The 17853-nt window shown below is 62.3% G+C and carries 13 protein-coding genes, 1 tRNA gene, 1 other RNA gene and 2 pseudogenes; 9 read left to right on the top strand and 8 right to left on the bottom strand.

Annotation, left to right across the window (positions count from 1 at the left end; translation table 11 throughout):
* The first annotated feature begins 38 nt into the window (after nucleotides 1-38).
* A tRNA-Gln gene (locus D9R08_RS02130) sits at nucleotides 39-113 on the top strand.
* Nucleotides 114-295: 182 nt separating this feature from the next.
* Here D9R08_RS02130 and D9R08_RS02125 read toward each other — a convergent pair.
* From D9R08_RS02125 to D9R08_RS02105, 4 genes and pseudogenes are all read right to left on the bottom strand, one after another.
* Complete coding sequence (locus D9R08_RS02125) at nucleotides 296-1261, bottom strand: recombinase family protein (RefSeq protein ID WP_121896334.1); 966 nt, start codon at nucleotides 1259-1261, stop codon at nucleotides 296-298.
* Between the two features lie 21 nt (nucleotides 1262-1282).
* A pseudogene (locus D9R08_RS02120) lies at nucleotides 1283-1573 on the bottom strand (recombinase family protein); the annotation flags it as partial.
* 200 nt (nucleotides 1574-1773) lie between these two features.
* Nucleotides 1774-5115 (bottom strand): DUF3857 domain-containing protein, encoded by a 3342-nt coding sequence (locus D9R08_RS02110; RefSeq protein WP_121896333.1) that lies wholly within the window; start codon nucleotides 5113-5115, stop codon nucleotides 1774-1776.
* Between the two features lie 225 nt (nucleotides 5116-5340).
* Nucleotides 5341-5979, bottom strand: a pseudogene (locus D9R08_RS02105) (transposase); the annotation flags it as partial.
* Between the two features lie 216 nt (nucleotides 5980-6195).
* On the opposite strand from D9R08_RS02105, the gene D9R08_RS02100 reads away from it, so the two are divergent.
* Entirely contained in the window at nucleotides 6196-7050 is an 855-nt protein-coding gene (locus tag D9R08_RS02100) for a class D beta-lactamase (protein WP_121896332.1), read from the top strand.
* An 86-nt stretch (nucleotides 7051-7136) separates the two neighbouring features.
* Complete coding sequence (locus tag D9R08_RS02095; protein ID WP_121896331.1) at nucleotides 7137-8057, top strand: DMT family transporter; 921 nt, start codon at nucleotides 7137-7139, stop codon at nucleotides 8055-8057.
* A 9-nt stretch (nucleotides 8058-8066) separates the two neighbouring features.
* Here D9R08_RS02095 and D9R08_RS02090 read toward each other — a convergent pair whose 3' ends face one another.
* Together D9R08_RS02090 and nudC are read right to left on the bottom strand one after the other, a co-directional pair.
* Nucleotides 8067-8540, bottom strand: a complete 474-nt coding sequence (locus D9R08_RS02090) for a hypothetical protein (protein ID WP_121896330.1) — start codon at nucleotides 8538-8540, stop codon at nucleotides 8067-8069.
* Nucleotides 8541-8588: 48 nt separating this feature from the next.
* Nucleotides 8589-9560, bottom strand: a complete 972-nt coding sequence (gene nudC, locus D9R08_RS02085) for an NAD(+) diphosphatase (RefSeq protein WP_121896329.1) — start codon at nucleotides 9558-9560, stop codon at nucleotides 8589-8591.
* Between the two features lie 188 nt (nucleotides 9561-9748).
* Between nudC and D9R08_RS02080 the strand changes: the two genes are divergently transcribed.
* The 4 genes from D9R08_RS02080 to D9R08_RS02065 all read left to right on the top strand — a co-directional run bounded on the left by D9R08_RS02080 (nucleotide 9749) and on the right by D9R08_RS02065 (nucleotide 14511).
* Entirely contained in the window at nucleotides 9749-11656 is a 1908-nt protein-coding gene (locus D9R08_RS02080) for a bifunctional 2',3'-cyclic-nucleotide 2'-phosphodiesterase/3'-nucleotidase (protein ID WP_121896328.1), read from the top strand.
* Nucleotides 11657-11838: 182 nt separating this feature from the next.
* The gene (locus D9R08_RS02075; protein ID WP_407690591.1) at nucleotides 11839-12837 is read left to right on the top strand and encodes an ABC transporter substrate-binding protein; all 999 of its coding nucleotides are present in this window, start codon (nucleotides 11839-11841) and stop codon (nucleotides 12835-12837) included.
* Between the two features lie 64 nt (nucleotides 12838-12901).
* Nucleotides 12902-13744 carry an ABC transporter ATP-binding protein gene (locus D9R08_RS02070; RefSeq protein WP_121896326.1) on the top strand — a complete coding sequence of 281 codons (843 nt, stop codon included), beginning with the start codon at nucleotides 12902-12904 and terminating at the stop codon, nucleotides 13742-13744.
* On the top strand, nucleotides 13741-14511 hold the full coding sequence (locus D9R08_RS02065; protein ID WP_121896325.1) for an ABC transporter permease: 771 nt from the start codon (nucleotides 13741-13743) through the stop codon (nucleotides 14509-14511). The genes D9R08_RS02070 and D9R08_RS02065 overlap by 4 nt, the downstream gene beginning before the upstream one ends.
* A gap of 121 nt (nucleotides 14512-14632) precedes the next feature.
* On the opposite strand, the gene ypfJ is transcribed toward D9R08_RS02065, so the two are convergent.
* A complete protein-coding gene (gene ypfJ / locus D9R08_RS02060) occupies nucleotides 14633-15469 on the bottom strand; it encodes a KPN_02809 family neutral zinc metallopeptidase (RefSeq protein ID WP_121896324.1) in 837 nt (278 codons plus the stop codon).
* 98 nt (nucleotides 15470-15567) lie between these two features.
* Between ypfJ and ffs the strand changes: the two genes are divergently transcribed.
* Nucleotides 15568-15664: signal recognition particle sRNA small type (ffs, locus tag D9R08_RS02055), an RNA gene on the top strand.
* Nucleotides 15665-15854: 190 nt separating this feature from the next.
* A complete protein-coding gene (gene rsgA, locus D9R08_RS02050) occupies nucleotides 15855-16898 on the top strand; it encodes a ribosome small subunit-dependent GTPase A (protein WP_121896323.1) in 1044 nt (347 codons plus the stop codon).
* 39 nt (nucleotides 16899-16937) lie between these two features.
* Here the strand turns inward: rsgA and D9R08_RS02045 are convergent, their stop codons facing one another.
* Nucleotides 16938-17828 (bottom strand): alpha/beta hydrolase family protein, encoded by an 891-nt coding sequence (locus D9R08_RS02045; protein ID WP_121896322.1) that lies wholly within the window; start codon nucleotides 17826-17828, stop codon nucleotides 16938-16940.
* Nucleotides 17829-17853 lie beyond the last annotated feature (25 nt).

The following is a 17853-nucleotide window of genomic DNA, read 5'->3' as shown; positions in this document are numbered from 1 at the left end:
ATCCCGCAGCCGTCACCGCGTAACTAGCGCGTCACAGTTGGGGTGTAGCCAAGCGGTAAGGCAGCGGTTTTTGGTACCGTGTACCGTAGGTTCGAATCCTACCACCCCAGCCAGCCTTTCCCGCATTTTCTGACGACGTGAGAGCGCCGCAGTATTGTCGCGCGCTTTCCGACGCTTGGCCTGCGGGATTTCAGACAGAGACCCGAACGTGAGCGCAGAACCGGCCGATTTCAGGCCGCAGTCTCGGTGTGCCATTCCGGCGGTACGAGTTTGGAGGATGAGGGGAGATCCTGGCCTAGAGGCTGGCGAACAAGTCGCGCTGATCTGTCCAGACTGCCGGGACGCCTAACTTGACGAGATAGTCGGAGGTCAGGCCCTCGGGTTGTTCGCCATTGGCGATGGCATCGAGGATGTCCGGCGCCAGCATTGCGAGATCGATCACGTCCTGGACGCGGCGTTTTGATGTGCCCTCGGTTTCTGCGATCTCTGCAAATGTCTTGCCCTGGATGATCATGGCCAACCATTTTTGGGCTTTGACGATATTCTGAACGAGCGTCCGATCGACCTCCGGCGGTACATCGCCCAGATGCAGCTTCAACTCCACGCCGCGCCGGCGCATCCGGAAGGGCGATGTCAGGGTCAGTTCGTCTCCATTGATCCGGTCCGTATGACAGTCGAGGGCCTTGGAGAGTTCACAGGTACTCAACCGGACCGTGAGGGTTCCGGGGGTCAAATCAGCGCGGTCGACCAGATTCAGATGTTGCGATGCCTGCTGGAACTCACTGAGAGCAGCCGATCTGGCGGCAATTTCGGACGCGGACATTTCTCGGATCAACGTTGTGACGATGTCGGGTTGGCCGAGTTTCTTGCGGATGACATCGGCAATCAGGCTTTCCAGTTGCTCTGCCGTCAGACGCCAGGCATCCGGATGCTTTTGGCTCCGATCCTTCACCAGCCGATGAGAGATGTAATAGCGCAGGCGCCTGCCGTTCTTGCGGCTGTGGCTGGGTGTCAGGCGATCGCCAGTTTCATCGAAGAGCTTTCCAGCCAGCAGAGATGTTGATGCCTTTTTTACTGAATCGCGTACGATGGAGGCCCTGCCTTGCAGCATACCCTGAACCGTGTCCCAGATCTCAGGATCAATGATCGCAGGATGCTGCCCTTCATACACCTGCTGTTTGTGACGGATGCGTCCGGCATAGACCGGGTTGCTAAGGACGTGCTGGAGGTGACCACGATCAAAGTGTTTTCCCCCTGATATCCGACCACCCGCCCGGTTACGCTACCGGGACCTGAGGTCAAGTTGCTTTGCCCGCTCTTTCAACTCTCGTAAGATGCCGTGTTTCAGATAGAGGTCGTAAAGCGTCCGGATCGTGTTCGCTTCATCCTCGTCGATCTTCAGCGTTCGGCCATCCGGCTGATAGCCAAGTGGAACGCTTCCGCCCATCCACATGCCCTTGCGTTTTGAGGCTGCGATCTTGTCGCGGATGCGCTCTGCCGTGACCTCACGTTCGAACTGGGCAAAACTGAGCAGCATGTTGAGAGTCAGCCGCCCCATGCTGGTGGCCGTGTTGAAGCTTTGGGTAACCTGACCTGCTCCCCTTGGAGTCCGCGTTTATAGGTTAGCTCTGTTCAGGGTTTGGTCCTCTCTTGACCGTGGGTGATACTCCCGCGGGGTGAGCCCGTCGAGGCTCAAATGCGGGCGGCGCAAAAAACGGATCCTTCGGCCGATGTGGATTATGTTAGTGTTCAGCGCAAATCGGGGCGTATACATCATGTCTTTACAGAGGCCCGCTTTTCATCCTGAAACCTGATCGCAGATATTTGCCCTGCTCGCGCGCGCGACCAGAGAACGCCAATGACCGGCGCAAACAGGGCAAGTAGAAAAAGCTCGTTCAACGCCAGACCTGCCAGGACGGGTTGTGTAACCCGAACCTCTCCGATCCTACGATGGAGGTTCACGCGGTAGTGGTCGTTGTTATCAATCTCTGCATAGGCCTCTCGCCATGGTACCTCGTCGCCCGGCTCCAGTAGGGTTCGAAGGGTCCGAAGCTCCCAAGCGTATTCCCAAACGCTTGTCTCGGCATCCCAGGCCCCGCTGCGCACAAAGCTGACAACGTCGTTCTCAAACCGAACATGACCTGGTGCCGTCAGCGGCGCTGGCAGGTTTCGCATGATGATCCGGTGACGGGCGTGGACCGGATCGCCGAAGTCAGTCGGACCTGCGAAAACCTCATCCTCATCAAGCTCTCTTAATTCGCCCGCAACGGCGTACCCAAAATGGTTGAGATCGGTCCACAGGCCCCCCTCCGCGAACTCCGCCCGCGGGAGCTGGTAGGTTTGAACAAGGCGGATCATGTTTGCATCGCGATCGTCTTCGACCTCGAAGCGGGTGACGGTGGCGCCGGGAAAACGCCCTCTATACCAGTCTTCATAGTCATCCCGGAATGTTGCCATGTCTGCGCCTTCGTAGCTGAAACGTCGCGCGTCGGCCTCCTCCGCCCAGAAGCTTTCGGTCACAACCAGCTCGGCGGCAATCTCACCCTCGTCGTGGAAGGTGAAGTCCTGCGTGACTTCATGCGTTGGCTGGTTGAGCCCTTGTTCCGTGACCGGCACCAACCCATAGCTACCAACCGAAAGTGGCAAGGCAAACGCAAAATCATGGATGCGGATATGGCGCCCCACGCCCCCCTGAAGCACGCTGGTCGGATCGACGAACCAGTCGCCGACTGCATCCCGGATCCGGACGATCGCGTGATCGAATGCGTATGGTGTCGGAAGCGACCGCGGCAAGGCCCGACCGCGACTGAAGTCCACTAGAACGACATCGGCATCAATATCAAGCTTGCCCAAGATCGAGACCAGCAGCAGCGCCTTGTCCTTACAATCGCCATAGCCCGACGTCCACGTGGTCGCAGGGTCGCGCGGGATCCAGCCGCCCTCGCCGATGCTGACGCTCAGATACCGCACGCGATCCTGCACCAGACGTAAGGCAAGGCTTGCGCGCATGTCCGGATCTACGGTTTCTTGGGCAATTGCAGTGACAACGTCCTGTAGGTCAGGCGGCAAGAGGTTGGGCCGCGCCCGGTAGGCCAGCATGAGGCCCTCCACCACCTGCGACCATCCGGTGAAAGTCGAAACCTGAACCGGGTCGTTCGAAACATCCCAAGATGCGGGCCGTGGGCCATTCATTGTATCCTCGGCTTCGCCGGTCCTTAGCCAGATATGCTCGGCCATGTCTTCGCCTTGGGTCGTCGAATAGGTTGCCGCGAAGCGGTCCGGCACGCGGATCTCAATGGCGCGATCGTCTGGGACCAACAGGCGCGTGCGCCCTATCGCACCTTCCCCCGGCGGGCTGGGGTAGATCGCGGAATAGAACTCATCGCTGAAGATCGAGGGCGTGGCGTCCACGGACCAGATCGTCTCGACAACGTCGCCGACACGCAGGCCAAGGATGTGCGCTACATGTTCTTCCCGTCCAGTGACGTAGCCAAAGGCCAAGCCCCGTTCCCGCCTCAGCTGCGTGAACGTAATATCCGTTTGATCAATGACCTCGCCATCCCTGTGTATCCAGAGCCGATGCAGCACAGCCATTTCGCTGCTTGGGTCGACGTGGAGAGAAATCTGCCCCGCGTTTTCTAGGAAACCCCGATCACTGGCGGCAACCATGCTCCGTCGCACCTCACGGTACCCACCGTCCTGCAAAAGGATCTGACGATCATACAGTAGATATGGCGTTCGGACGCCGGGATCAGTGGTTTGGTCCCAAGGCTCAAGGTCTAGTGTGTCGACCCATGAGGGAACGGCCGGGTCACGCAACAGCTCAGCCCGAGCCGGAGCGGCGGACACCATGTTGAAAAGTGATAAAGCCAGAAGGAAGAATAGGACCCAGGCCAGAATAGGCCGCCAACGACCCAAGCTGTCTTTCTGCGGCTGCGGCGCGGGGTCGGCCTTTGGATTGTGCCAGGGCCCAAGCCCGCGCTCCAGGCGCGAGGATTTCACGTGCTGCGCGGCATCCAGAAGATATGGCGTAACGATCTTGCGCCCATCCCGTGTCGTGACGAGCATGTGTCCGTCGAACCGGTCCACCGTCTCGATGGCGTCCCACGAAAGGGTCGCCCGCCAATACTGACGTTGCATATGCAATCCGGCGCCATCACAGCGTGCGGCCGTCTTTCCCCAATCGATCCCCCGCAGAAGACCGTGGATCAAACCACCTACGTGCCGCCATGGTGGCAGTTGTCGCGCATGTATGCGCAGATCGATTATCACGCAAATGGCAAGCGTGACTGCGAACACAGCAAGCGCCGCGCGCGTTGAGTTGAATTGCGCATGATACCAGCCGGCCAACGCAATAACGAGGAGGGTTGCAAACCCGCCGGCCGTCAACCCGATGGTCGTCAGAACCGGTCGGACCTCCGGTGCTTTTACACCCCTGTTTTTGGCATCGGCCGACAGGATGGCGTGAACACGGGCTGCGGGGACGGTCGCTGTTGCCCACCCGTCCACGGCCCGCATGTCAAATCCGTTTGGATCCGCCGTCGCATGCAAGCGTTTCGCCTCGGTGTGAAGCCGTTCGGCCTCTGCTTCATCCCGACAAACCCGGTAGACAAAGTGGTTGCACCCTCGGAACCAGTACAGGTACCGACCCCGACGCTGCGGCGCCTTCAGACTGGCAAAATGCATGCAATCCTCCTCAAGGGCCAAATTGCTTGTGATGCCACCATTTTCGAGCACGTATTGAACCGGACCGGCTGTTAGCCCGTCGATGAGGCAAAAAAAGGGCGTGGTCTTGCCTGTTGCAAACGGCCAGTACTCCCCCACTTTGAAGGCTGATAGATAGGCAATGAACAGACATGTCACGCCGACGGTCAACGTGATGGCGGCACTCGAATGAATCGCACCACCGCCGCTCGCAAGGCCCGCAAATGCGTAGGCTGCCCCTTCGGCGAGTGCGAACAGGCCAAGACTGACCGAACCAATCAGCGCCGCGCCATTGGTCGCCAAAGCTTCGCGTGAGAACCGCAGGGACAGCGCCGCGCGATCAGCCTCGGTAATCTCGATGGGTGAGGTCTCGTCGCCCTCCTGCAGATCAACTGATTGTGCGCCCGTCATGCTCGGCTCTCGGTTTTCCCTAAAGCCATGAGGGAATGGAGAAAACTCGACATTTTTGTGGCGGTTATGCGATGCCCTAAAGGATTTTGCACGCGGGTCCGCCTTTCACGCCTCGGTCTCGGTTCTAGCGCTTGCGCGACTGCTGATGGCAGTGTGGAAGGTCGCCCGTAGCGTGGGTTTGGGGAGAGCCACATCTACTGAAGTGCCCCTAATTTCCTAGGGTCAGGACCCCCATAACCAATAGCTGACAGGAGCCACGAGGGCGCGGGCTGAGAGGAAGACCTTCGGACATCGGTCGTATCGCGTTGCCACACGCCGCCAATCCTTGAGCCTGCCGAACATGAGCTCGATCATTGCCCGGCAGGCGAATGCAAGCATTCGCTGAGAGGGGCGGTAGCGGCGCTTGTCGTGTTTCACGGTTGTCTTACGCTGCTTTCGACCTGGGATACAGGCGCGTATTCCTCTGTCTTCCAACGCTTCTCTGAACCAGTCGGCGTCATAGCCACGGTCTGCGCGCAGCCAGTCGACATTATGCAAACTGCTGAGTGGTGTCCGTGCGCCGATATAGTCGCTGACCCTTGCGCGGCAATCGAAACGCAGTTTCGATGAGAGCGGGCTCGGCGGCCAGACCCGCCATCATTCGGGCGAAGACGCCCTTGTCGTTCCACCGCTTCCAACGATTGTAGAGCGTCTTGTGCGGGCCATACTCCTTCGGCGCATCACGTCAACGCAAGCATTGCGATTGATGAAGGTAATCCCGCTCAACACATGCCGGTCATCGACCCGGGGCTTTCCGTAAGACCTCGGAAAGAACGGCTCCACGCGCGCCATCTGCGCATCTGTCAGCCAGAAAAGATCAGACATGTTCACCGATCGGTTTTCGAACCGTGAACCATGCCCCTACGCTGAAAACAATGGGTCCTGACCCTAAGATTCCCACATGCCCGTGACGGGCGCACACCACCTTCCGGCCCGCGTCGGGCTGCGCCGCGCTTGACCTCGATCCCCAGATGCTTTTGATCTTGGGCCAACGTTCGGCACCAACATGCCGGCCATGGCCGTCAAAATCGAAGAGGCGCGATGTTTGCGTTGCTCAAGCAGATTATGCGCGCCGCATTTGCCGTGGCCTGCCTGTCGGGTATGGCATCACCACTCGCCGCGCAGTCGCGAATGGAAATCGCCCGCGCGCCGCTGGCATCCGAAATCGGGGCGCGCGAGGTGTCCTTTCTCGCCCGTGATCTGGAAACAGACACCGATTATGTCCTTGAAGGCAGTGATCTGACCCGCCGTCACGCGCCCTGGTCGACCTTCAAGATCCCCAACCTGCTGATTGCGCTGGAAAGCGGCGTCGCCGGATCGCTCGAGTCGCCCTATATCTGGGACCGGTCGCGCCGCCCCGCCCAAGGCTTCTGGCCCCCTGCCTGGCGCCAGGATCAAACCCTCGGCACCGCGTTTCAGCGTTCTGCTGTCTGGGTCTTCCGGGATATCGCGGGCGAGGTGGGCACAGGGCGTTACCGTCAGCGGCTCGGCGAATGGGGCTATGGAAATGCGAGCATTCCCGATGGCTCCGATGATTTCTGGCTGGGCGATACACTGCAAATCTCCGTCTCGGAACAGGTCGCCTTCCTCGAACGTTTCTTCGCCGGCACACTCGGTCTCTCGGTCTCCACGACCGATGCCCTGATCTCGGTCAGCCGCTCAGGCACATTCGGGCCCGCCACGCTGCACGGCAAAACCGGTTCGGGCCCGGTCATCCGGGGTGACATGGGCGGCCCGTTCGAAGGCTGGTACACAGGCTTCGTCCTGCGCCCCGACGCCGAACCTGTTGTCTTTTCGCTCTACACCCGCGCCGACAGCTACGCCGGACTGGAAAGCTTCCGGCAGGATTTCGCGATCCAGCTTCTGCAAACCGCAGATCTGCTGCAGCTGAACTGACTGGCCCCTTGCCCGTACCGGCGTTCAGGCGTTAATCAGGTGCCAAGGCTGCCCGACCCGGGGCCGGCCACCGAAAGCCCGACCCGATGAACCCGCTGCGCGGCATTGCCCTCAAAATCGCATCTGTCTGCGTCTTCATGGCGATGGCCAGCCTGATCAAATCCGTGTCCGACACCGTGCCGCCCGGGCAAGCCGTATTCTTCCGGTCGATATGCGCGCTGCCGGTCATCGTGGTCTGGCTGCTCTGGCGGCACGAGTTGCGGACCGGTTTGAAAACGCAGAATCCCATGGGGCATATCTGGCGCGGCCTGATCGGCACAATGGCGATGGGTCTCGGCTTTGCCGGTCTCGGCCTTCTGCCTCTGCCGGAGGTGACTGCCATCGGCTATGCCGCACCGCTTCTGGTGGTGATCTTCGCCGCAATGTTTCTGGGCGAAGAGGTCCGCGCCTTCCGTCTCAGCATCGTGGCCCTTGGACTGGTTGGCGTCCTCATCGTGCTGTCCCCGCGCCTTCAGGTCGGCGTCGGCAGCGCCGATACGCGGGAAACACTCGGTGCGGTGGTGGTGCTGATGGGTGCGATCTGCGCTGCGCTGGCACAGGTTTTCGTCCGCAAGCTCGTCCGGACGGAGGGTACCGCCGCCATCGTCTTCTGGTTCTCGGTGACCGCCAGCACCCTGTCCCTGCTTACCCTGCCCTGGGGGTGGGTCATGCCGGGCCCGGCAGAGATTGCCATGCTGGTTCTCGCCGGTCTCTTCGGCGGGCTGGGGCAGATCCTGCTGACCTCCAGCTATCGCAATGCCGATGCATCCCTGATCGCGCCGTTCGAATATACGTCCATGCTGCTGGCGCTCGGCGTAGGGTATCTTGTCTTCGACGAGGTGCCGACATGGCCGATGATGGGGGGGGCTGCCATCATCGTGCTTGCGGGCATCCTGATCATCTGGCGCGAACGCCAACTGGGTATGGAACGCGCCCGCCAGCGCAAGGCGATGACGCCACAGGGCTGATATGCCACGCTAACCCTGCGCCCCGCGACGCCAGTCCGCTTCGATCTGGTTGCCCTGCCGCGCCAGTGTTCCGGTCATCCGCTGCAACACCCGCCCGCGCGCCAGTTTCATCGTCTGGATGATCAGACGGGCCGTCAGCGTGCGCGGCTTCAGATCCAGTTCGGCCGCCACCCGCGTCACCTGCGGCGACAGCGCGATGAATGTCATCTGGTATCGGGCCTCCATGCCGCCCACCGTGATCTGGATCGACACCATCTCGTCCCGGATCACGTCGTCCAGTTCTGCCTCGATCCGGCGCATCTTGCCACGCACCTGAACCGACCCGCGCCAGCGCACGCCCTTTTCCGCCCGGGTCCAGTTGTCCACCCGGCGCAAATCCGCGCCGCGGCCACGGATATCGGCCTCGAACTGGCTGAAATCCAGCATCCGTTCAAAGACAAACCCGACAGGCGCGTCCACATCTTCGGCGACCTTGAACTTCATTCTGCCCTCATTTCTGTTGCAGCCGGCATTGCGCGCGGCAATCTCGGCTCAATCCAGCCGGTCCGCAAGCCAGTTTTCCAGAAGAAAATGCGCGATTGCACCTTTGCGGGCCGGCAGAACCCGATCATGGCGCCCGGCGAAAACATCCGTCACCTCCTCCCGGCTCAGCCAGACCGCGTCCTCGATCTCCACCGGGTCGACGGTAATCTCGCGGCTGGTGGCCTCCGCATGGCAGCCGAACATCAGCGAAGCCGGATACGGCCATGGCTGGCTCGCCAGATAGCTGACCGCGCCGATCGTCACCTGCGTTTCTTCATAAACCTCGCGGCGCACCGCCGCTTCCAGCGTCTCGCCCGGCTCGACGAACCCGGCCAGCAGCGAATACATCCCCGCCGGCCAGCCGGGGGACCGGCCCAGAAGAACGTCGTTGCCATGGGTGACCAGCATGATCACCACCGGGTCGGTACGCGGGAAATGGCGCCCGCCGCAGGCCCCGCATTCCCGTTGCCAGCCGCCGTCAACGGGCGCGCTTTCCGCGCCGCATCGCGAACAGAACCGGTGCGTCCGGTGCCAGCCCAGCACTGCCTTGGCCGTTGCCGCCAGTTCCGCATCGCGCGGCGTCAGCCAGGTCATCGCGCCGCGCAGTTCGCGAAACACCGCCCCCGTGGGCGCCGCCGGATGGGCCTGCAGCGTCGGGTCCAGAAACGCGCCGATCTGCGCCTCGTCCACATCCGCGGGCACCCAGGCCGAGATATCGGCGGCATGGCGCATCCGCCCGTCATCCAGCCCCAGAAACACCCGCACAGGCGCCGCCTGCGCCAGGACCGGATGATCGCTCCGCAGCCAGGTCAGCCGCGCGGCGCCGCCCTCGCCCTGCATCAGCGGCTTGCCACGCCAAAGCGGCAGGATACACTCCCCGCCGGCCTCCGGGCCTGCCGCCAACGCCGCCTCATCCCCCCGCAAATGGGCCGCCCGATCGAGGCCCGAGCCTCCGAACGTGACGGTTTCAGCTCGCTTCATGTCGTATCTGCCCTACCTGACTTAACGTCACCTGCCATTCGGTATGGCAGGAATGTCGCAAACGTATGCAAGCGAACCGAACCCGGTGCATTGCCCGCATGTATTGCTGACTGCGTAACAGGATCACGCTATAATCGGGAGGTGCCGTTGAGTAAATATCATCGCCCAGTTCGGGAAGGGACAAATTGATGCCAGCCGATGCAAGCTCGGAGTCGGAAGTACTGTGTAGTCTGAGTTTGCGTATCCTGGCGACCTCTGATCTCCACGCAAATCTCCACCCGTACAACTACTATACCGACCGGCCCCAGAACACCGGCGGGCTTGCCCGTCTGGGCCGTATCATCGCACAGCTGCGCGCCGCCTCGGACAACTGCATTCTCGTCGACAACGGCGACACCTTGCAGGGCACCCCGCTCGGCGATTTCGCCGCTCAGGTGCGCAGTTCGGATGGCCGCCCGCACCCGATGGTCGCGGCCATGAACGTGCTTGGCTACGACGCGATGACGCTCGGCAACCACGATTTCAACTACGGGCTGGATTTTCTGCAATCGACGCTTTCGGGCGCCGCCTTCCCCGCGGTTCTGGCCAATATCAGGCGGACGGGCGGCACCCCGCTGCTACCCCCCTGGGTGATCCTCGACCGCGACATGCGCGACACGACAGGGCGGCTCAGACGGCTCAAGATCGGATTGATCGGTCTGGCGCCACCCCAGACCCTGAAATGGGATCGGAGCCTGCTGGAAGGCCAGCTTGAGGCGGAGGATATTCTCGATGCGGCCCGCCGCGAGGTCCGCGCGATGCGCGATGCCGGGGCCGATCTGGTCATCGTGCTCTGTCATTCCGGCGTCGGCCCCGCCCATGAATATCCCGACATGGAAAATGCCGCCGTGCCGCTGGCCGCACTCCACGGGGTGGATGCGCTTGTCGCCGGGCACACCCATGAACTGTTTCCCGGGCCCTGCTCCGCCCGCCCAGACTGGATCGATCCCGAAATCGGCACGATCCACGGCACGCCGGTCGTGCAGCCGGGGCATGAGGGCTCCCATCTGGGTGTAATCGACCTCATCCTGTCGGAGGTCGGCAAGGACCGCTGGCGCGTGAGCGCCAATCAAAGCCACCTCGTCCCCGTCTGCGCATCCGAGCCCTGTTCGGGCAATGAGGACCACGCTCTCCCGGCGTCCACGCTTCTCAGCAACTCCGACGTCATGAGCGTCACCGCGCAAGACCATATCGCCACGCTTGGCTATGTGCGCCAGCGGGTCGGCGAAACCCTCGTTCCGCTGGAAAGCTATTTTGCCCTTCTTGGAAATTCCGCCGCCGTACAGGTGGTCGCCGACGCTCAGCGCGACTATGCCGAACGGATGCTGCGGGGCCATGAACTGGGGCACCTGCCGCTGCTGTCCGCCGCCGCGCCGTTCAGGGCCGGCGGGCGGGGCGGGCCGCAGAACTACACCGATGTTCCCGCGGGCCCTCTGGCGATCAAGAACGCCTCCGATCTCTACATCTACCCCAACACGGTCGCCATCCTGCGGACCAGTGGCGCGCAATTGACCGACTGGCTTGAACGCGCCGCCTGCGCGTTTCACCAGCTTGTGCCGGGCCTGGACGACCAGTTGCTGATCAATCATGCCTTTGCGGCCTATAATTTTGACGTGATCGACGGGCTGACCTATGCAATCGATGTGACCGCCCCGCCCTGTTACAGCGCCGATGGCGAAGACCGGTTTCCATCGCCCGGGCGCATCCGCAACCTGTGCCATGACGGCCGGCCCGTGCAGCCCGATCAGGAGTTTCTGGTGGTCACCAACAGTTACCGGGCCGCCGGTGGCGGGCATTTCGCCTCCGCCGCAGCCGCCGAACCCGTCCTGAAACGACGCATGCCCGTCCGCGACATCCTGATCGGGTACGTCAGGCATTACGAGAAGCTTCGCGCCATCACCAATCAGACATGGCGCTTCGCGCCTGCCGGCGGCATTCGCGCCATCGCCGAAATCGGCCCGGGCGCCCTATCCTATCCGGATCGTGTCGCCGAACACGGGCTGGATTATCTGGGCCGCTCACAAAACGGATTTGCCCGGTTCGCGATCACGCTCTAAGGCCTGCGTCACCGGCACAGTATCGCTGCAATATCCATCGCAATGCTTGTTTTTTGGGCAAATGTCGGGTCAGCATATCCGGCAGAGCGTGCATCAATTGACCCTGGGGGCCTCCTGCCTGAGGTAACAGGTCACAAAAACGCTGCCCAACAGAGGAGAAAGCGCCCGTGTTCACCCGAATTCTGCCTGCATTTGCCGCCGGCTTGCTTGCCGCCAGCCCGGTTGCCGCCGATACCGATATCGCCTTCGCGCTCGACTGGCGCTTCGAGGGGCCATCCGCGCCCTATTTTCTCGCCATCGACAACGGCCATTTCGAAGCCGAGGGGCTGAGTGTCGAAATCACCGCGGGCCAGGGTTCGCTCGATGCGATCCCCAAGGTCGCCTCCGGGGCCTTCCCGCTCGGCTTTGCCGATATCAACAGCCTCGTGCGCTTTCTCGATCAGAACCCCGGCGCACCGGTGACAGCCGTCATGATGGTCTATGACAGCCCGCCCTTCTCCATCGTCGGCCGGGTCAGTCAGGGCATTTCCGGCATCGGGGATCTGGAAGGCTCGGTTCTGGGCGCACCGCCGCCTGATGGTGCCTGGGCCCAGTTTCCGATCCTGGCCGAGGTGAACGGCATCGACGTGTCCACCATCACGATCGAGCCGGTCGGCTTCCCCACCCGCGAGCCGATGCTGGCTGAGGGCAATGTCGACGCGGTGACCGGGTTCAACTTCTCCTCGTATCTCAGCCTCGCGCGCCTCGGCGTCCCCGAGGAGGATATCACGACCATCCTCTTCGCCGATCACGGGGTCGAACTCTATGGCAACGCGATCATCGTCAACACGGATTTCGCCGCCGAAAACCCCGAGATCGTGACCGGCTTCCTCACCGCCGTCGCGCGCGGCTGGTCCGATGCCATCGCCGATCCGCTGGCCGCCGCCGCCGCTGTGATCGAGCGCAACCCCGCAGGCGATCAGGAACTGGAGGGACGCCGGCTGGAACTTGCTATCGAAGCCAATGTGCTCACCGATTATGTCCGCGAAAACGGCATGGGGCAGATCGATGCCGACCGGATGGACCGGGCCATCGAACAGCTTCGGTTGACCTATGAGTTCACCAGCGAGCCCGACGCCGCGCTCTATTTCACCGATGCCTATCTGCCCGATGCCGAGCTGCGGATGATCGCGCCCGAATAGGGTCGGATTGATATACCTTGCGCGGGCCGGTTCCGGCGGGCCCGCGCCCTGATCAGGGCGCTTCATGACCTCTCCTTTCCAGATCGAACTGCGTGACGTGACGCACGCCTACCGCACGGATGCGGGCCCCCTGCCGGTTCTCGACAAGCTGTCGATCCGGATGGAGAAGAACAGTTTCACCGCCGTGGTCGGCCCGTCGGGCTGCGGAAAGTCGACGCTCACGCGGCTCGTTTCGGGCCTGATGCGCCCCGATGAGGGGGAAGTCTGGCTTTCCGGTCAGAGGGTCACCTCACCCCGCCCCACCGTCGGCATGGCGTTCCAGAACCCGGTTCTGTTGGAATGGCGCACGATCCTGCAGAATGTGATGCTCCCGCTGGAGATCGTCTCCACCGGAATGAGCAAGTCCGAACAGGTGGACCGCGCGATGGGGTTGCTGAAGCTGGTCGGGCTGGAAGGCTTCGAGGAAAAACGCCCCTCCGAACTTTCCGGCGGAATGCGCCAGCGCGCCTCCCTCTGCCGCTCTCTGGTGCACAATCCCGAAGTGCTGATCCTTGATGAACCCTTCGGCGCGCTCGATGCCTTCACGCGGGAGGATCTGTGGCAGACCATGCATGACCTGCGCGAGATCGAGCCCTTTACCTGCCTGCTGATCACCCATGATCTGCGCGAAAGCGTGTTTCTCGCCGATCAGGTTGTGGTGATGTCCGGTCGCCCCGCCCATGCGCAATACACCATGGATGTGGACATCTCCGGAAAGCGTACGCTTGACGATCTCTACACTCCGAAGGCCGTTGAAATGCTTGCGATTTTACGTCACCAGATTCAGGTCGCCCAGGGCCGCGCCAGCAGTGTCGACGCCCCGCTCGACGGTCATCCGACCAAAGCCGAGATCGGAGCCGGCGCATGAACTCCGCAACGCTCCGCAAGATCGCGGCGCCGGTCATCACGATTGTCGCGGTGCTTGCGATCTGGGAGTTTCTGGTCTGGTTCTACCAGTTGCCGAATTTCCGCATGGCCTCTCCGTCGGACCTGATCCCGGCCTTCGTGCGCTACTGGGACCTGTTCCTGATCAAGTCTTGGGAAACACTCTGGCGCACGGTGGTGGGTCTTGGACTTGCCGTCGTCTTCGGCACCCTTCTGGGCATGGTCATGGGCTTTTCGCGCATCGCGCGTGAAGGCCTCTACCCACTCCTCGTGGGCTTCAACGCAATTCCCAAGGCAACCGTGGTGCCGATTGTCGCGCTGATGTTCGTAGGTCAGCACGATTTCAACACGATCCTGATTGCCTTCATGATCTCCTTCTTTCCGATCGCCGTTTCGGTCTCCATCGGACTGTCCACGCTTGAGCCCGAGTATCGCGACATCCTGCGCTCGCTAGGGGCATCGAATTTCACGATCTTCTGGAAGATTGCCCTGCCAAAAACCCTCCCCGAGTTCTTCGGTGCGCTGAAGGTGGCGGTAACGCTGGCTTTCATCGGGACCAATCTGATGGAGATCGTTTCCCCACATGGCCGGGGGCTTGGTGACCTGTTCGACAGTGGCCGGATCAGCGCCGATTACCCGCTGATGTTCGCGGTGCTCTTTGCCCTCGCGGCCCTTGGGATATTCCTGTTCTACATTGTCGTGTTTCTCGAACGCATCTTTGCGGGCTGGGCCGAACGCGCCCCGAACTAGGCAGCCGTATGCCCCCGCGGCATCGGTTCGGGAAAACACGTGAAGCGGCCACCATTCCGGCGGTTTACCATGGGCCCGCCCGGAGGCCAGATACATGGGCCGCAATCCGGCATGGGGCGGGCTAAAGCCTCTCAGCCGCGAAAGTGTCGCACTGGCCGGGATCGGCACTTTCGAACCCGCGACGGAACCAGCCCGCTCGTTGGGCAGAGGTTCCATGCGTGAAGCTGTGTGGGTTCGGCTGGCGGCCCGCGCGGGCCTGCAGGTAATCGTCGCCAATCCGCTCCGCGGTGGTAAGCGCCTCTTCCAGATCGCCGGGTTCCAGCAGGCCCTGAATATGAGCAGCCCAGACACCCGACAGGCAATCGGCCTGAAGCTCGATCATCACCGAGACGCGGTTGCTGTCGGCCTGGCTCATTGACGCGCGCGCCTGATTGGCGCGGCTCAGAATACCCAGTTCCTGCTGCACATGATGGGCGACCTCATGGGCGATCACGTAAGCCGCCGCGAAATCACCTTCGGCGCCCAGACGCTCCGCCATATAGGCGAAAAAGGCCGTGTCCAGATAGGCGCGCTGATCGGCGGGGCAATAGAACGGGCCGGAGGCGCCCGACGCGCCACCGCAGCCGCTTTGCGTCACCTCGGAAAACAGCACAAGTTGCGGTGCGTCATAAGGCCGGCCGAATTCCTGCACGAAAATGTCGCCCCACACATCCTCTGTCGTGGCCAGAACCTGCGCGGCAAAGGCGCCGGCCTGTTGCTCATCCGCGGTCAGCGGTCGCTCCTGCTGCTGTTGCGGGCCGCCTGCGCCTTGCAGGAAGGGGGTGACATCGATGCCCGCGAAATAGCCGATGGCCAGCACTACGATCAGGCTAAGCCCGCCGATACCGGCGGTCGTTCCGCCCCGGCGCCCTCGGCGGTCAACGACATTCCTGCTGCGGCGGACACCTTTCAGACGCATGGCCTCTTCCCTCTTCCGGATTACACGATCCTAGCATTGGAACGCGCTAATTGCGCTATGGGTTGCAGCCCACGCAAATAATCCCTATTTCTCCAGGCGAGAGGTTGGCGCGGGCAAGCACCTCGCCAACCTGGTCAGGTCCGGAAGGAAGCAGCCATAACGAGACCCGCTTGGGTCGCAGTCCAGCCTCTCACCACCATTTCCGCTCACGGGTGCATCGCCCCGAAGGGGCGAAACAGGAACCGGACAGGAGGCATCATGGAGATTGCATCCCCCCTCCGGGCCCGCGCCGACTAGACAGACGGCGCCCGAGCCCGGCACGCAATAGCGCAGACCCCTTCGCCGGCGTTTGCCCCTTCTGACGTGTTTTCGGGACTTCAAGCAATTGACCCAGTATTCTCTCTCCGACCTCGGATGGTCGGCTCGCCTTCTTGCGCAACTGACGCCCGAGGAGGTGGAGACTTCCAATCCTGCCCGCATCGCAACGGTGGCAAGGGACCGTCTTGGCGCGCTCGCGCCCGATGGACCGCTGACGCTGATCCCGGCCTCTGACACTCCAAGCGGAGCTTACTGCACCGGCGATTGGGTGCTTTTCGACACTGCAAGCGCGCGTGTGACGCGGCGACTTGATCCGGCTACTGAACTCGCCCGACGCGCGGCTGGCACAGGATCGGACAGGCAACTGATCGCCTCCAATGTAGACACGCTTGGTATCGTCACTTCCTGTAATGCCGACTTCAATCCGGCGCGGCTGGAACGCTATCTTGCGCTGGCCGCTTCCGCCGGGGCCTTGCCACTGGTGATCCTCACAAAGGCTGATCTATGCGACGATCCGGGCAGCTACCGCACCCGGGCGGAACGCCTGTCTCCGTTGGTGACGGCCATCACGCTCAATGCAACCGATACCAGCGATGCCGAGGCCCTGGCGCCATGGTGCCGGAACGGCCAGACACTGGTGCTTCTCGGCTCTTCTGGGGTGGGGAAATCCACGCTCGCCAATGCACTGACCGGTGGGGCGGCCGCGACCCAGAGCATCCGGGAGGATGATGCGAAGGGTCGCCATACCACCACGGCCCGGGGCCTCCACCGGACAATTCATGGTGGCTGGCTGATCGATACGCCGGGAATGCGTGCCTTGCGTCTTGCCGGTGCGGCCGAGGGTATCGACGCTGTGTTTTCCGATTTGAACGATCTCGCCGCGCAGTGCCGGTTTTCCGATTGTCGCCATGATACGGAGCCGGGATGTGCGGTTCAGGACGCAATCGCCCGGGGCGAGATAGAGCCCGCGCGACTGGATCGCTGGCGCAAGTTGGAGCGCGAGGACGCCCGCAACAGCCGCACCCTGCACGAGGCGCGGGAACGCGACCGTGCCCTGGGCAAGCTGTATCGCAGCATAAAGAAGGACAAACACGATCTGACCGGGCGCTAGGCGTCGGTTGACTGGTTCCCCTTCCGCTACGAAGGGGAATCAGCCCCGCGGTTCGGCGGCAAGAACCCTGTCCCAGATTGGCGCATTTCCGCGGCGGAAAAAGCCGATATGCCCAATCGGGCCCAATCCGAAATCTTCTGGCCGGATTGTGACCTGCCGCTTCGGGGCTTCCGCATAATAGGGCATCAGACGCCAGACCGCTTCGGGTGGAACCATCTGGTCGTCGGTCATGGCGACGAATGTCACCGGCGCCCTGACCCCGCGCATGTCCGGCAAAGGCAGGCTCCGCCCATAATCGCCTGCGTTGAACCCCGGCGTCGTGCACCAGCGCCGCCACTGCCAGAAAACGCCCGAGGGGAGATCCTCGCCCAGTCTGAGCAACCGGCCGGGCAGATAGCCCAGCATTGCGGTCGCTACCGGGCCGGCGCCATACCAAAGTGCCGCCGCCACAGGCCGGAAGTGCCAGGGATGATCGCGAAAATGAACCGGGCCGCTGGCCACCGTGATCACTCGCGCAACCTGCTGCGGGTCCGGCTGAAACGGCAACATCAGACCGCCAAGGGAATGACCGACAACCCAGATCGGAACGTCCGGCAGCATCCGCGCGGCGGCCAGCCTTGCGGCATACTGGTCATGCACGCCCCAATCCCCCATCGTCGCCTTGGATGCCTTTAGCGGGGTCTTCGCCGATGCGCCGAAATCGCGATAATCATAGGTCAGGCAGGCGATATTCTGCTCCGCCGCCAGCCATGTCGCGAAATGGCGGTAATACCCATGCGGCACGCCGGTTGCGCCGTTCAGAACCACCACCGCGCAGGGCCGGCGCGCAGTATGGAACAAGGTGCCCGAGAGCTTCGCCGCACCTGACCGGAATTCGACCGGTGTCCGCACCGGCTCTCCGGCATTCAGGGTACGGATACTTATCGACATGCTCAGACCCTTCCTGGGATTAGAC

This window comes from Rhodophyticola porphyridii (genome assembly GCF_003688285.1).
Lineage (GTDB): Bacteria > Pseudomonadota > Alphaproteobacteria > Rhodobacterales > Rhodobacteraceae > Rhodophyticola > Rhodophyticola porphyridii.
The sequence above is the reverse complement of the archived record's forward strand: the minus strand, read 5'-3'. Positions and strand labels throughout refer to the sequence as shown.

What these genes read in the sequence shown, in the direction of transcription:
- ypfJ (WP_121896324.1), bottom strand. Translation starts at nt 15,469, where the DNA reads ATGCGTCTGAAAGGTGTCCGCCGCAGCAGGAATGTCGTTGACCGCCGA.
- D9R08_RS02100 (WP_121896332.1), top strand. Translation starts at nt 6,196, where the DNA reads ATGTTTGCGTTGCTCAAGCAGATTATGCGCGCCGCATTTGCCGTGGCC.
- D9R08_RS02065 (WP_121896325.1), top strand. Translation starts at nt 13,741, where the DNA reads ATGAACTCCGCAACGCTCCGCAAGATCGCGGCGCCGGTCATCACGATT.
- D9R08_RS02070 (WP_121896326.1), top strand. Translation starts at nt 12,902, where the DNA reads ATGACCTCTCCTTTCCAGATCGAACTGCGTGACGTGACGCACGCCTAC.
- D9R08_RS02080 (WP_121896328.1), top strand. Translation starts at nt 9,749, where the DNA reads ATGCCAGCCGATGCAAGCTCGGAGTCGGAAGTACTGTGTAGTCTGAGT.
- D9R08_RS02095 (WP_121896331.1), top strand. Translation starts at nt 7,137, where the DNA reads ATGAACCCGCTGCGCGGCATTGCCCTCAAAATCGCATCTGTCTGCGTC.
- D9R08_RS02090 (WP_121896330.1), bottom strand. Translation starts at nt 8,540, where the DNA reads ATGAAGTTCAAGGTCGCCGAAGATGTGGACGCGCCTGTCGGGTTTGTC.
- D9R08_RS02045 (WP_121896322.1), bottom strand. Translation starts at nt 17,828, where the DNA reads ATGTCGATAAGTATCCGTACCCTGAATGCCGGAGAGCCGGTGCGGACA.
- D9R08_RS02110 (WP_121896333.1), bottom strand. Translation starts at nt 5,115, where the DNA reads ATGACGGGCGCACAATCAGTTGATCTGCAGGAGGGCGACGAGACCTCA.
- nudC (WP_121896329.1), bottom strand. Translation starts at nt 9,560, where the DNA reads ATGAAGCGAGCTGAAACCGTCACGTTCGGAGGCTCGGGCCTCGATCGG.